This window comes from Streptomyces sp. NPDC043685, assembly GCF_056436585.1.
Genome location: NZ_JBWKCH010000004.1, coordinates 459,556 through 472,702, shown reverse-complemented (window position 1 = coordinate 472,702; position 13,147 = coordinate 459,556). Strand labels below are relative to the sequence as shown.

General features: G+C 68.6%; 15 protein-coding genes and 1 tRNA gene. 9 read left to right on the top strand and 7 right to left on the bottom strand.

All coding sequences use genetic code 11. The annotated features are described in order from the left end of the window. Positions 1-47: 47 nt before the first annotated feature. Entirely contained in the window at positions 48-422 is a 375-nt protein-coding gene (locus tag AC0665_RS15650) for a DUF6344 domain-containing protein (RefSeq protein WP_478508429.1), read from the bottom strand. 337 nt (positions 423-759) lie between these two features. On the opposite strand from AC0665_RS15650, the gene AC0665_RS15645 reads away from it, so the two are divergent. Together AC0665_RS15645 and AC0665_RS15640 are read left to right on the top strand one after the other, a co-directional pair. Further along, entirely contained in the window at positions 760-888 is a 129-nt protein-coding gene (locus AC0665_RS15645) for a DLW-39 family protein (RefSeq protein ID WP_003999697.1), read from the top strand. A gap of 207 nt (positions 889-1,095) precedes the next feature. Then, entirely contained in the window at positions 1,096-2,406 is a 1,311-nt protein-coding gene (locus tag AC0665_RS15640; RefSeq protein ID WP_478603065.1) for a hypothetical protein, read from the top strand. A gap of 36 nt (positions 2,407-2,442) precedes the next feature. Here the strand turns inward: AC0665_RS15640 and AC0665_RS15635 are convergent, their stop codons facing one another. Both AC0665_RS15635 and AC0665_RS15630 read right to left on the bottom strand, forming a co-directional pair. After that, positions 2,443-3,888, bottom strand: coding sequence for a serine/threonine-protein kinase (locus AC0665_RS15635; RefSeq protein ID WP_478705174.1), 1,446 nt, complete (start codon positions 3,886-3,888; stop codon positions 2,443-2,445). A 253-nt stretch (positions 3,889-4,141) separates the two neighbouring features. Continuing rightward, entirely contained in the window at positions 4,142-4,690 is a 549-nt protein-coding gene (locus AC0665_RS15630) for a helix-turn-helix domain-containing protein (RefSeq protein ID WP_190900819.1), read from the bottom strand. Between the two features lie 179 nt (positions 4,691-4,869). On the opposite strand from AC0665_RS15630, the gene AC0665_RS15625 reads away from it, so the two are divergent. From AC0665_RS15625 to AC0665_RS15615, 3 genes are all read left to right on the top strand, one after another. After that, a tRNA-Ala gene (locus AC0665_RS15625) sits at positions 4,870-4,942 on the top strand. A gap of 848 nt (positions 4,943-5,790) precedes the next feature. Continuing rightward, the gene (locus AC0665_RS15620; protein WP_468408057.1) at positions 5,791-5,964 is read left to right on the top strand and encodes a hypothetical protein; all 174 of its coding nucleotides are present in this window, start codon (positions 5,791-5,793) and stop codon (positions 5,962-5,964) included. A gap of 188 nt (positions 5,965-6,152) precedes the next feature. Further along, the gene (locus AC0665_RS15615) at positions 6,153-6,962 is read left to right on the top strand and encodes an SAM-dependent methyltransferase (RefSeq protein WP_478508426.1); all 810 of its coding nucleotides are present in this window, start codon (positions 6,153-6,155) and stop codon (positions 6,960-6,962) included. Between the two features lie 33 nt (positions 6,963-6,995). Here the strand turns inward: AC0665_RS15615 and AC0665_RS15610 are convergent, their stop codons facing one another. The 3 genes from AC0665_RS15610 to AC0665_RS15600 form a co-directional block, all read right to left on the bottom strand. Further along, the gene (locus AC0665_RS15610) at positions 6,996-7,796 is read right to left on the bottom strand and encodes a helix-turn-helix domain-containing protein (RefSeq protein WP_478705173.1); all 801 of its coding nucleotides are present in this window, start codon (positions 7,794-7,796) and stop codon (positions 6,996-6,998) included. A gap of 177 nt (positions 7,797-7,973) precedes the next feature. Beyond that, positions 7,974-8,207: a DUF397 domain-containing protein gene (locus AC0665_RS15605; protein ID WP_468408063.1), complete on the bottom strand. Its 234-nt coding sequence runs from the start codon at positions 8,205-8,207 to the stop codon at positions 7,974-7,976. 231 nt (positions 8,208-8,438) lie between these two features. After that, the gene (locus tag AC0665_RS15600) at positions 8,439-9,140 is read right to left on the bottom strand and encodes a DUF5324 family protein (protein ID WP_468408065.1); all 702 of its coding nucleotides are present in this window, start codon (positions 9,138-9,140) and stop codon (positions 8,439-8,441) included. A gap of 337 nt (positions 9,141-9,477) precedes the next feature. On the opposite strand from AC0665_RS15600, the gene AC0665_RS15595 reads away from it, so the two are divergent. Beyond that, positions 9,478-10,005, top strand: coding sequence for a peptidylprolyl isomerase (locus tag AC0665_RS15595; RefSeq protein WP_033309915.1), 528 nt, complete (start codon positions 9,478-9,480; stop codon positions 10,003-10,005). 116 nt (positions 10,006-10,121) lie between these two features. Then, on the top strand, positions 10,122-11,012 hold the full coding sequence (locus AC0665_RS15590; RefSeq protein ID WP_478508423.1) for a rhomboid family intramembrane serine protease: 891 nt from the start codon (positions 10,122-10,124) through the stop codon (positions 11,010-11,012). A 254-nt stretch (positions 11,013-11,266) separates the two neighbouring features. On the opposite strand, the gene crgA is transcribed toward AC0665_RS15590, so the two are convergent. Beyond that, on the bottom strand, positions 11,267-11,521 hold the full coding sequence (gene crgA, locus AC0665_RS15585) for a cell division protein CrgA (RefSeq protein ID WP_363121423.1): 255 nt from the start codon (positions 11,519-11,521) through the stop codon (positions 11,267-11,269). Positions 11,522-11,659: 138 nt separating this feature from the next. Between crgA and AC0665_RS15580 the strand changes: the two genes are divergently transcribed. Together AC0665_RS15580 and AC0665_RS15575 are read left to right on the top strand one after the other, a co-directional pair. Beyond that, a complete protein-coding gene (locus tag AC0665_RS15580) occupies positions 11,660-12,439 on the top strand; it encodes a DUF881 domain-containing protein (RefSeq protein WP_468408071.1) in 780 nt (259 codons plus the stop codon). A 23-nt stretch (positions 12,440-12,462) separates the two neighbouring features. Beyond that, entirely contained in the window at positions 12,463-13,140 is a 678-nt protein-coding gene (locus tag AC0665_RS15575) for a class E sortase (protein WP_468408073.1), read from the top strand. The last annotated feature ends 7 nt before the right edge of the window (positions 13,141-13,147 follow it).

The window sequence follows — 13,147 nt, the reverse complement described above, 5'->3', positions numbered from 1 at the left end:
GACCTTTAGCGGTCGGGGGTCTTCCGTGTCTGGGGGCTTCCGCGATCTCAGCGTTGCAGGGGTGCGAAGCGGTCCGCCGTACTGTCGGGGTCGGCGTCGGTGTCCTCGTCGGTGCAGTCGGTGCCGGGGGTGAGCGCCGTGTCCGCGGACGAGCGGTGCCGGCAGCGGGGGGTCTTGCCGTGGGCCTCGGCGCGGATGCGCTGCTTCATCGTGGGGGGCAGGGCCTTGGGGGAGGACCAGGGGAACGCCGCCGGTGCCGCCGTCCGCTGCTGCGGGATGCTCGCGCCGTTGCTGTTGCTCTTCTGCTCGCTCTGAGCTACGGCCGGGGCGGCCGTCGTGGTGACGAGTCCGAGCGCCGTGCACAGCGCGAGGAAGGCGGTGACGATGGCGGTCCACAGCTTCATGACCTTGTTCCGGGCCATGGCCCCTCACTTTCGGGTTGGGCGATTTGCGTACTTTCCTCATGATGTGTATGGGGGCCGAGAAGTGGTGGATCTCGACCCGTGGCGCGTCGATGTTCAGATCAACACCACTCGTATGGCCGCAAGAGGCCTGAAAACGTGAGGAGAGCGGCGAAGGGAGGTCAAAGTAACCGTCCGTCGGCGTGTGATCACCCTCCGATCGGAGCGGTGTACTCCGCTTCTATCCCGGTTCGCGGGAGGGGAGTTGAGGGCCGACTCAGGTCACCGATCGGTATCGGTCGGTGTGTATAGTCGGGCGCCAGAGGTCCCCTACGTCAAGGAAAGACGAGGTCGCGCGGTGAAGAAGCTTCTCCTGGTCGCACTGGCCGCCATCGGCGGGCTCCTCGTGTACCGCCAGATCCAGGCGGATCGCGCCGAGCAGGATCTGTGGACGGAGGCGACTGACTCCGTGCCCACGGGTTCGTGAGTCACGACAACCCAGACCAAGCACACCCCGGCCGCCTCGCGGTCGGGGTTTTGTGTGCCGAGGCCCGGTCGTGAACCCGGCCGGCGCGGCAGGATGGGCCACGGCTTCACGGATTCGTGGCCCGGCGAGGGTGAGGGGTGGCGCGTGAGGGGACGGTGTCGTACGGCGTGGGGACGGCGCACGGGTGCGTGGCGCCGCCGTCCGGCGGTGGCAATACGCCTGGGGGCCGTGGCGGTGGTGCTGGGGACGGCGGCGGCGGTGACCCCCGGACATGCCGCCGCCGTGTCGGGGCAGAGCTTCGCAGCGGACGCCTCCAAGGCCGCGGACGCGCCGAATTCCTATGCCTTCGCCGCCGACGCGCAGAGCGTCGAGGGGGCGAGGAGTACCGGGGACGCCGCTCTCCTGAAGCCCGGCCGTACGTACAAGAGCTCCCTGCCCGCCGACGGCAAGGTCACCTACGGCCTGGAGCTCGACGCCGCGTCGAACGCGTACGTCTCCGTCACCGCGGTCCCCTCCCCCGACAGCACCGTCTCCGTCATCGACGGCGTCAAGGTGACCGTCCAGGACGCCGAGGGGAACACCTGTTCCGACGACACCACCGTTTTCGGGACCGCCCGCAGCCCGCACCCCATCGCCGCCTGGGGCATGCGGGAGATCTCGCCCGGCAAGTCGCTGTGCCGCAAGGCCGGTGCGTACTACGTGTCCGTCGAGCGCGCCGACCCGGACGGCGAGGGCTCCTCGCCGGACACCTGGGACCTGGAACTCGTCACCCTGACGGAACCGCGCACTGAGAGGGCCGAGGCGACCGGCGCACCCCAGGTGTGGGACTCCGCCACGCCCCAGCCGGTCCAGGGACAGCCCGAGCGCCGGAAAGGCGGCGCGGGATTCACCGGCGCCACCCCCCTCGACCAGGGAGTCTGGCGGGACGACATCCGGCCCGGCCAGACGCTCTTCTACAAGGTGCCGGTCGACTGGGGACAGCAGGTCTCCGTCACCGCCGACCTCGGCAGCTCGGACTCCGGCGGCACCGGCTACACCTCCGACGCCCTGAACGTGGCCCTCTACAACCCGGCCCGCGGTCACATCGCCGACGTGGGTGTCGGCTACGACGGCGACCAGAACTCCAACAGCCTGCCTCCCCTCCCACCGGTCGACCACGCCAACCGCCACGCCGCCACCGCGCAGGTGAGCGCGATGCGCTTCGCCGGCTCTTATTACCTCGTCGCCCACCTCGCGGAGGGTGTCGCCGGCGCCTACGGGGACGGCCCGTTCGCGATGACGCTGCGGGTCCGGGTGAGCGGGCAGGCCGGGAGCGGGCCCGCCTACGCGGGGGAGTCCGAGCCGAAGGGCGTCTTCGAGGTGTCGGAGGCGGACCGGGAAGCGGCCGTGGAAGGCGTGGCCGGGGGCGACGACACCGCGATGAGGGCACTCGCCGTCGGCGGGATCGGCACCGGCAGCGCCCTGCTGGTGGGACTCGGAGTGTGGACCGTGGTCGCTCGGCGCAGGAGTGCCGGGTAAGGGGGACGGGCGCTCCCCGGCCCGCCGCCACGTCCCTCACAGGCGTGTCAGAGCCCAGAAGCCCACGGCGTAGCAGGCCAGCGCGAGGAGCAGCAGGGGCACCGCCACCTTGGCCGGAGGGCCGGGCCGGGGGGCGCGTCGTGCACGATGCCGTGACGGCGTGGGGCTGTCGAACCGGGCCGGTGGGCTCTGGGCGGTGTACGAGGCGGTGGAGGCGTCCGTGCGGTAGTGCTCCGCGGGGAGCGGCGGCGCGCCGGAGTACACCGGTGGGAGCGGCTGGGCGGGGGACAGCCGGTGGGTCGGGTCGTAGGGGGAGGCGGACGCCGGCCGGTACGGCTCTGGCGTGGGTGACGAGGTGACGGTGGCCTGCGGGGGCGGCAGATGGAAGCTGCCGGTGTCAGACATCGAGGGCGTCCGGGCGGGGTCGGAGCCGGTGGTCCGTCTCGGGTCGGCCGGCGTCGCCGGGCCGCGTTGCCGCCGGGGCTCGGTGTGCTGTCCATCGGGCACCGGCGTATCGCCCTCGCCGCCTGTCCGCCGGGACCGCTCCTCGCCGGTCTGCGAGTCGGGCAACCCCTGCCTCGGGCTCAGCCCCTTCGCCCTCTCCAGCGGCCCTTCGGGGGCGAATCCCCCAGGGAGCGGCCCGAGTTGGTCGAAGATCTCGATCAGCTCGTCGTCCGGGCCCGGCTCCGGGAGGAGCTCCACGGCGGCGGCGAGGGCCTTGCGGGCGCCTGTGGCCGTCCGGAACCGCGCCTCCGGGTCCGGCTGGAGCAACATGGCCACCACCTGCCACAGCGGCTCCGGGATGCCCTTGGGGGCCCCGGGCGTCCCGTGCTCGGCGAAGTACTGGATCAGCGCCTTGCTGTCCGGCTTGGCGCCTTCCAGCAGATACAGCGCGACCAGCCCTACGGCGAACAGATCGGCGGGGAAGTCCGGTTCGGCGCCCATCATCTGCTCGGGCGCGAGATAACCGGGCGTTCCGACGACGAGGTTGGTCTCGGTCAGGCGGGGCTCGCCCAGCCGCATCGCGATGCCGAAGTCGGACAGCCGCAGCCGCGGCCGGCCCGTGCCGGTGGCCTCCAGCAGGATGTTGGCGGGCTTCACGTCACGGTGCACCACGTCCTCCGCGTGCACCGCGGCCAGGCCCGCCAGCAGCTGGTCGAGCAGCGTGCAGACGAAGGCCGGCGGCAGGGGGCCGTAGTCCCCGACGAGATGGACCAGCGATCCGCCCGCCACCAGGTCCATGGTGAACAGGACCTTGTCGTCGTCGGCGGCCCAGCTGGTGGGGGCGAGCACATGGGGATGATCGATCCGCAGGGCCTGTTCGCGGACGAAGCGCAGCAGCGAATGCGCGTCGCTCTGGAGCAGGACCTTGGCGGCCACATAGCGACGGCGGCGGTGGTCCCAGGCACGCCAGACGGCGCCGACCCCTCCGCGTCCGATCGGGTCGACCAGTTCGTACCGGCCGGCGAAGACCTCACCCATGGCTGTACGTCGCTCCTCCCCCTGCGGCTTCCCCCCTTGCTTCCCCGTCGGTGAGCGCTACGACTCCCCGACGGGCGAAAGACTCCCCCGGGCCCCCGAGCCCCCGGCTCCCCCGATGAGCGATACCTCCCCCTCGCGTCGAACGGTCCCCCGTACGGAACACGCCCCCTCGTGCCCGTCCGTACCGTGACGCGTCCCCCGTCGCTTCACCCGCGGCCCGCTGCCGAACCCCCTTCGGCGGGCGGGCCGGGGATCAGCTCTGGTGGGACTGGTAGTGCGTGACCGCGTCCGAGGTGCGGCCGGCCCCGTAGACCCGGAGGAACTCTGCCAGCTCCGGATGGGTCGGGGCGAGGGTGTCGGCGGCGTCGATGATGTCGCCCGCCGCCGCGACCGAGCGCAGCAGCGACTGGATCTCGCGCACGACGCGCTTGACCGTGGGCGCCCCCGAACTGCTCGTCGTCTGCGTGGTGTTGCTGAGCACCGAGCCCCCCTGTGACTTCTTGATCTCCTCCATGCGTTCGGTGGCCTCGGCCGCGCTCACGCTGCCGTCCGCGACCTGCCCCGCGAGGTCCTGCAGCAGCTGCACCCGCTGCACCACGGCGGGGTTGCCGATCTTCGCCCGCTGACCGCTCATCAGCTGCGACAGCATCGGAGCGGACAGTCCCAGAACCCCCGCGAGACGAGCCTGGTTGAGACCAAGATCGTCGATGAGCCTACGGAAGAGCGCCCCCAGTGGCTCCCCGTACCAGTTCCGCTGCAGTTCCCGCGCTCTTGCGGTCGCTTCCTGCTGTGCGGCGTCCATTGCGTCTCCCCATCGCTTCCCCATACGGCGGTTCGCGGTAGCGAACCACGCCGAGCATCTTACGGAGAGTGGTCGGCGACGGGGACCCCCAATCTTTTTGCGGAACCACGGGGGTGACCCGGTACTCTTGTCTCCGACGCCCGCCGGGACGCGGTTCCTCCGGCTGGACGTCACTTTCCGGGGCCTTAGCTCAGTTGGTAGAGCGCTGTCTTTGCATGGCAGATGTCAGGGGTTCGACTCCCCTAGGCTCCACACTTCGAGAGCCCCTTCAGCCTGGGAAAACCCGGGCCGGAGGGGCTCTCTCCGTGCGCGGCCCCCTGGTGCCGGACGGGCTCGGGGAAGGCGATCGACGCCGGGTGACGGCTGCCCCCGCCGCCCCTCGGCGCCAGACGTGTCCGCGGCGAGCGCCCGCAACGCTCGGTGCCCCTGGGGCGTCGGAGAATGTGGTGTCGCGTCCTCCTTGTACGGCCTCCGGCGCAGCCGTGCCCCGACCGCATGCTCCGGGCCGGACGGCACACCCCCCGGAGGGGCGCCGGGGAGGGGGTGTTCCTTGCACTCTTATTGCATCTGCACGTGCAGATATCCGGAATGAAACGCTCCTGTCAGCCCTTCAGAGGCTCCGCTCGTGAGCTGTGAGGCCGCAGCGAAGGGAGCTCTACTGGAAGCGCTATCTGCATCACATGCCGACTGACCGATGCCTTGTCGAAGAAAGTCGATCAAATATGGCCACGTTTCTCACGAAAGTGTTCGTGGTTGGATTCCGTGGGCGTCACGTCTGATCTGCGGCCGGTGGGGTGAAGCCCGGTGTGTTTAATGGTTGTCGCCGCAGGTTCAACAAATCCCGCTGTTGCATCGTCCGAACGCGTGGCGGGCCTTTGACGGGACCGCTACTGTGGCGACGTCATAGCGTGCGGCGTGCGCCCGTAAACGATTCAGCGCACGCAAATGCCCCAGGGTGCGGACACACCCCGGGGCACGCGCGATCAAGGAAAGGAGAAAAACTCCACGTGATCGACAGGTTTGGCCGAGGATGGATGAATGAGCTCCCGGCCGACAGTGAAGTTAGCAGTTGGCGCCAGTGGGGTCCACAAATTCGCCGGATGACCATCTGGAGAGTGGAAGTGTGCCTCGGTCTGCTCCTGGCGACCGGGGTGCTGGCATGGCTCTACGTGCGCGACCCCGGCTGGACGGCCATGGGCGTCGCGACAGGCGTCCTGGGCGTCGCCCTGCGGAGCCGCTCGTCCATCGGTTACATGCGTATCCGCATCGAATGAGACGTAAGGGCCGGCCCCGCTGTCGTCAGAGCGGGGCCGGCCCCACGGCTCGCGGCCGACCCCGGTCCCGCGCCTGGAGGCCGACGGCCCGAACGCCCGATCGTCACCTGTTGTCGCCCCAAGTGCGTCTCTACCATGGCTAGTTCACCCAGGACGCTGTCTGGGTGCCGCTCCGGGGAGGACGATGTATGGGCCATTACACGCCGACAGACCGCGAGATCGATGTCACGACCCCGAGCGTGGCTCGCATGTACGACTGGCTGCTCGGGGGAACCGACAACTACGCGAGCGACCGGGAAGCATGCGACCACCTGCTGCGGATCGCCCCCAGCAGCAGGGAACTCGCTCTCACCAACCGGGCGTTCCTGCGGCGGGTGGTCCGCTTCCTGGCCGAGGAGCGGGGGATCCAGCAGTTCATCGACCATGGATCCGGCCTGCCCACGCAGGACAATGTGCACCAGATCGCGCAGAAGGCCGACGAGCTGGCACGGGTGGTCTACGTGGACAACGACCCCATCGTGCTCGCGCACGGCCGCACCATGCTGGAGGAGAACGCTCGGACAGCGGTGCTGTGCGCTGACATGCGTGAGACCGACTACATCTTCGAGCACGGCGACACCAAGCGGCTGATCGACCCGACCAAGCCCACCGCCGCCCTGTTCGTCTCCGTCCTGCACTGTCTCCCGGACGAGAGCGATCCCGGCGCGCTCCTGCGCGACGTGGCCGGTCGACTGGCCCCGGGAAGCTACCTGGTGGTGTGCCAACTGGTCAGCGACAACAAGGCGGTCCGGGACGGTGTCACCGACCTGATGGCAACCGCGACCGGGGGGCGTTGGGGACGCGTCCGTTCCAAAGCGGAGGTGACGGAGTTCCTGCGGGACTGGGAGCCCGTCGAGCCGGGGTTGGTCGAGGTGAGCCAATGGCGACCCGATTCCCAGCCCACCGTATGGAAGCAGGGAAACGAGTGGGAGGAATGGGGCGGCGTCGTCGCCCTGTGAAGGAAAGAAGCGGCAATCCCAGGGTGCGCGGACTCACTGGTACTTTTCGATAGCCCTGCGCAGCAGTTCCTCCGTGCGCTTTCGGGAAGCCGCTCGTTCCATCAGGCGATTCAGAACGAACCGGTAGCGCTCCGTCTCCTCCGGGCGGGTCAGGTACGTCGCACTGCCGATGCTCTCGACATAGACCACTTCCGCCGGCCGGCCGTCCCGCAATCGCAGATGCGTGATGGGGTACGGAGGCGAGACATCCCCACTGTGAACGAATTCGACGATCCGGATATTGGTCCCGGGCACCTGTCCCATGGCCAGCAACTGTTCCAGCTGGCGTCTCATGACCCGCCGGCCTCCACGAGGCCGGTGGAGCACCCCTTCGTCCAGCAGTGCTGTGAGCACAGGACGATCCGGCTGCCGCAGAATCCGCTGCCTGTCCAGCCGCAGAGCGACCCGTCGCTCGTTCTCGGCGTCCATCGGAAGGGCGGCGGAGATCACCGCTCGTGCGTAATCACGAGTCTGCAACAAGCCCGGCACGACGAGTGCCTCGTACATGATGATCCGCTCAGCACCCTGCTCGAGGCTTATCAGCCTCTTCAGGAAGTCCGGGGTGACATCGCTGTACTGCGTGTACCAGGCGCCGTTGGAGGACTGGGAGAGCAGATACTCGATCTCCGCCAGCTCTTCCCGGCCGGCCCCGTAGAAGACCGCGAGATCACGGACGTCCCGCGCCTTCGGCTGGGTGGCAGCCCGCTCGAGGCGGCTGACCTTCGCGGCGGAAGCACGGATCGTGACCGCCGCCTCACTCAAGGTCAGACCGCGCTGGAGGCGCAGCCTGCGCAACCGCTCTCCGAGGAGGCGTGCCGCGGGATCCGGCTGTGACTGCTGCCCCGAGGGCATCGACGCTGCAGGCCCATCAGATCCCACGCGCACGCACTCTCCTCTGTGAGATCAACGCTTGCCCGAGTCTCGCAGAGCGGAGAACCCGATGGGACCGGACAAGCGTTGTCCTGCGCGGGGCTACGCAGTCAGTCCGTCGAACTCACCGTCCCGAGCTCCGGCCACAAAGGCTGCCATCTCCTGCCGCGTGTACACCAGGGCGGGCCCCGAGGGGTGGCGTGAGTTCCGGACGGCGACGCGCCCGTCGGGGAGCCCGGCGACTTCAACGCAGTTGCCCGCCCCTTGACTTGCCGTGCTCTTGATCCACTGGGCGCCCTTGATCCGGTCGGCGGGAACACCGTTGTCGTACTGCATGTACATCGCCTCCGACAGTCATACCGTTGCAATTTCGCGTGCAATTGCACGACGGGTGAGCTGTCACGATAGAGGCCGCCATCCCTCCCGAAAATCCCTCACACGGGTGTCTCGCAAGCGACTCGCAGATCCAGGACAGCTCCCTGACCAGGAGGTCCCGGTGACACAGCACGGCGGGGCAGGAGACCCTCAAGTCTCCTGCCCCGCCGTGCTGTTGATTGTCAGGCGCCCTCAGGAACGGTCGTCGCGCCGGGCGGCTTCGTCCTCCGCCTGCTTGGCCTCGACCTCAGGGTCCAGGACCGCCTGGCCGGTGCCGTCCACGGAAGACAGGCGCCCCGACTCGGGGACCTCCGTCGCGGCCGGCGGCTCCACCAGCCAGTCCGGGTTGGCCTGCTTGTCCCACCACTTCCACGCGGCGAAAGCACCGCCCGCGACCGCGCCAAGAATCACCAGCGTCTTCATGGCCTTGCCGGCCCTGGCCCGCCGTTCGTGCTTGCGGACCAGCTTCTGGATCTCCTTGGACGTCACCTGACCACGCAGCGCGGCCAGGGCGGCCGCACTCCGGGCGGCGGCCTCGGTCGTCACCGGCACGGCCGCGGCCATCGCCTGCTCGATCCTCGGCCTGGAGTACTCCGCCGCCTGACGGGCGGCCTTGCGGGTGCGTTCGGCGGCGTCCTGGGCGGCCTGGTCGACCTTCGGCGGCACATGCGTGCGGGCCTGCTCCAGATACGGCTGCACAAGAGTGCCGTACTGGACGCGTGCCTGCCCTGCGGCCTGCGTCACCTTGGGCGCCAGCCGTACGCGTGCCTCGTGTGCGTAGTGGGCGGCCCTGTCCTTGGCCGTGTCGGCGTAGGGCGCCACCACTTCCGCGGCGTGCAGCACGCTGTCCTTCGCCGAACCAGTCGCGGCGCGCACGCTGTCGATGCGGGTCACGGGTTCCTCCTCCTCGGTGGCGTACGGTATTTCGACTTTCCACCCTTTTACGGATCATGCCTCCCGGTGCACGACCAGGCATGCGCCGACGAGCATCCGGGTCACGCGAACCGGCATCCAGTGCCGATCACGTGCGATAGCGGATGAATAGGGGGTAACAGGAGCTTGTCGTCGACAATGCCACGGATCGCCGCCGAGCGCCCCCGCCCCGGGACTACTCGACTGGTTTTCTGCCCGCACCGCCGAGGGTTTCCCCCCGTCGCACCGAGGCCGGACGACGCGCGGGCCCGACCGTGCGAGGATCAGGGAGTCACAGAAAGACAACGGAAGGCAGATCGTGGCCGAGCAGCTCTACGCCACCCTGAAGACCAATCACGGCGACATCGAAGTCCGGCTCCTGCCGAACCACGCGCCCAAGACGGTCAAGAACTTCGTCGAGCTCGCCCAGGGCGAGCGGGAGTGGACCCACCCGGAGACGGGACAGAAGTCCACGGACAAGCTCTACGACGGCACGGTCTTCCACCGGGTGATCAGTGGCTTCATGATCCAGGGCGGTGACCCGCTGGGCAACGGCACCGGCGGCCCCGGCTACCAGTTCGAAGACGAGTTCCACCCGGACCTGCGCTTCGACAAGCCCTACCTGCTGGCGATGGCCAACGCCGGCCCGGGCACCAACGGCTCGCAGTTCTTCATCACCGTCTCCCCGACGGCGTGGCTGAACCGCAAGCACACCATCTTCGGCGAGGTCACCGACGCGGCCAGCCAGAAGGTCGTCGACACCATCGCCACGACCCAGACCAACCCGCGCACGGACCGCCCGCTGAACGACGTGGTCATCGAATCGGTCGTCATCGAGACCCGCTGAGCGCGAAGCTCCCGCAGGGAACCAGCTGAGCGCGAAGCTCCCGCAGGGAACCAATCGCCCCGCTCATCCGTAAGGATGAGCGGGGCGGGCTTATCTCACACGACCTAGGGGAGACCATGGACGACCAGGCTGCGGGCAGCCCGCAGGACGCCCACAGCGTCCCCATGTGCTACCGCCACCCGGACCGCGAGACGGGCATCCGCTGCACCCGCTGCGACCGCCCGATCTGCCCCGAGTGCATGGTCAACGCCTCCGTCGGCTTCCACTGCCCCGAGTGCGTGCGCACCGGCTCCGGCACCGGACACCCGCCCACGGCCGCCATGCCCCGGACGATCGCGGGCGGTTCCGTCGCCGCCGACCGCCGGCTGCTGACCAAGATCCTCATCGGGATCAACCTGGCCGTGTTCATCGCCGTCCAGGCCGACAAGGCACTGCTGAGCGATCTCGTCCTGCTCGGCGCCTGGCCGCCGGCGCCCTTCACCCCCACCCAGGGTGTGGCGGGAGGCGAGTGGTACCGCATGGTGACCTCGATGTTCACCCACCAGGAGATCTGGCACATCGCGTTCAACATGCTCAGCCTCTGGTGGCTCGGCGGCCCGCTCGAAGCGGCACTCGGCCGTGTCCGCTACCTCGCGCTCTACTTCATCTCCGGGCTCGCCGGCAGCACCCTGGCCTACCTGCTGGCCTCCCCCACCACGGCCACGCTGGGTGCCTCCGGCGCGATCTTCGGCCTCTTCGGCGCCACCGCCGTGCTGATGCGCCGGCTCAACTACGACATGCGGCCGATCATCGCCCTGCTGGCGATCAACCTGATCTTCACCTTCAGCCCGGGCTTCAACATCTCCTGGCAGGCCCACATCGGCGGCCTGGTCGCCGGTGTCGTCGTGGGCTACGCCATGGTCCACGCCCCGCGCGAACGCCGCGCGCTGGTCCAGTACGGCACCTGCGCCCTCGTCCTGGCCGTGGTCGTTCTGGTGACCGTTCTGAGGACGGCGCAGCTCGTCTGAGCAGGCGTTGTCCACAGCGTGTGGCTGATCCTGTGCACGCTGTGCGGGAACGCATGTGCCCCCTGTCACTGACCTGGGTTTCCGCAGGTCAGGCAGGGGGCGAACAGGTTTTCGAGTGCCGGTACTTCCGTCATACCGGCGTCAACGTCCAACGGGTTATCCACAGATCGTCTTCATTATCCCCATGTGGAAAACTGCTGTGGATAACTCAGCGAACACCCCTGGGCAGAGCTGCGTTCACCTTCCGGTGACCGCTACTTCCACTGGGTCGAGACGCCGAATCCGGCGGCGATGAAGCCGAAGCCCACCACGATGTTCCAGTTGCCCAGCGAGTCCAGGGGCAGCGAACCGTCGGTGACGTAGAAGACGACGATCCAGGCCAGGCCGATGAGGAACATGGCCAGCATGACGGGCGCGACCCAGGCACGGTTGGTCAGCTTGATCGCGGTCGTCTGCTTCGCAGGCGGCGGCGTGTAGTCGGCCTTCTTGCGGATACGTGACTTCGGCACGAGGGTCTCTCCTGTCGATGCGCTGCGTGGCCGCGCAGGTAACTGGTCGGTCTCGGGGCAGCGTGAGGGGACTCCGATTGCTCCCCCGGGCGTCCGTTAGCGTAGTGCTTCCGCCGCGCCGAAGGAGATAAGGGTACGTTGAGCAATTCTGCCGACTCCCCCGGGACGGGATCCACCCCTGAGCGCGCGCGCCGTTTCCGGCCGGTGCGCATCCTCACGGCGGCCGTCTTCGCTCTCGCGGGGCTCATCTTCTTCACCAGCTTCGACACGGCCAAGGGCACGAACATCCGTACGGACACCTCGCTGCTGAAGCTGTCCGACCTCATCCACGAGCGCAGCCGTGAGAACGGCGAGCTGGACGAGAGCAACGGTGCCCTGCGCACGGACATAGAGGCGCTGGCCGAGCGCGACGACGGCAGTACCAAGGCCGAGGACGACAAGCTCACCGCTCTGGAGAAGCGCGCGGGCACGCAGAAGCTCAAGGGCGAGTCGGTGACCGTCACGCTCAACGACGCCCCGCCGGACGCCACCGCCAAGCTCCCCGGCTATCCCGAGCCGCAGCCCGACTACCTGGTCATCCACCAGCAGGATCTCCAGGCCGTGGTGAACGCGCTGTGGCAGGGCGGGGCCAAGGGCATCAAGGTCATGGACCAGCGGCTGATCTCCACCAGCGCGGTGCGCTGCGTGGGCAACACCCTGATCCTCCAGGGCCGGGTCTATTCGCCGCCGTACAAGATCACGGCGGTAGGTGATCCCGACAAGCTGAAGAACGCGCTCGCGGCCTCCCCGGCGATCCAGAACTACATGGTCTACGTCAACGTCTACGGGCTCGGCTGGAAAGTCGAGGAGAACGGCCCGGTGACGCTGCCCGGGTACTCGGGCACAGTGGATCTGCACTACGCCAAGCCCGTGGAGTAGCGGCCAGGCCGGGGGAGCTGCCGGTGCGCGTGATCGTCAGGACCGTCAGCGAACTCTGCATCACCGTCGGCAGTGTGATCGTGCTGTTCGTCGTCTACGTGCTCTTCTGGACCGGTGTCCGGGCCGACGGCGCCATGGACGACCAGATCGACCTGCTGCGTAAGGAGTGGTCGAAGCCCCGCCCGCCGGCTGGCGGCTCCCCCGCGGGCCCGGGCCGGCCCGCGCCGTACGCCCGGGGCAGGCCTTTCGCGATCATGTACATCCCGCGGCTCGGTTTCACGTGGAACAAGCCCGTGCTCGAAGGCACCGCCACCGGCATCCTGAAGAAGGGGCTCGGCCACTACGCCGAGACCGCCCAGCTCGGGCAGGAGGGGAACTTCGCGGTCGCCGGTCACCGCCGTACCCACGGCGACCCCTTCAAGGACTTTCCCGAGCTCAGGCGCGGTGACGCGGTGGTGCTGACCGACGGCACGACCTGGTTCACGTATCGGATCGACAAAGGCCCGTACAAAACAGTGCCCTCGGACATCGAGGTGATCGACCCTGTCCCACGTACATCCGGGTACACGCGTTCGGGACGCTATCTGACGCTGACCACGTGCGAACCGGAATGGGGACACAGTCATCGGCTGATCGTCTGGGCGCACCTGGACTCCACCCAGCCTGTGGAGGCCGGGAAACCAGAGGCGCTGCGCCGTTAGTCTGGTG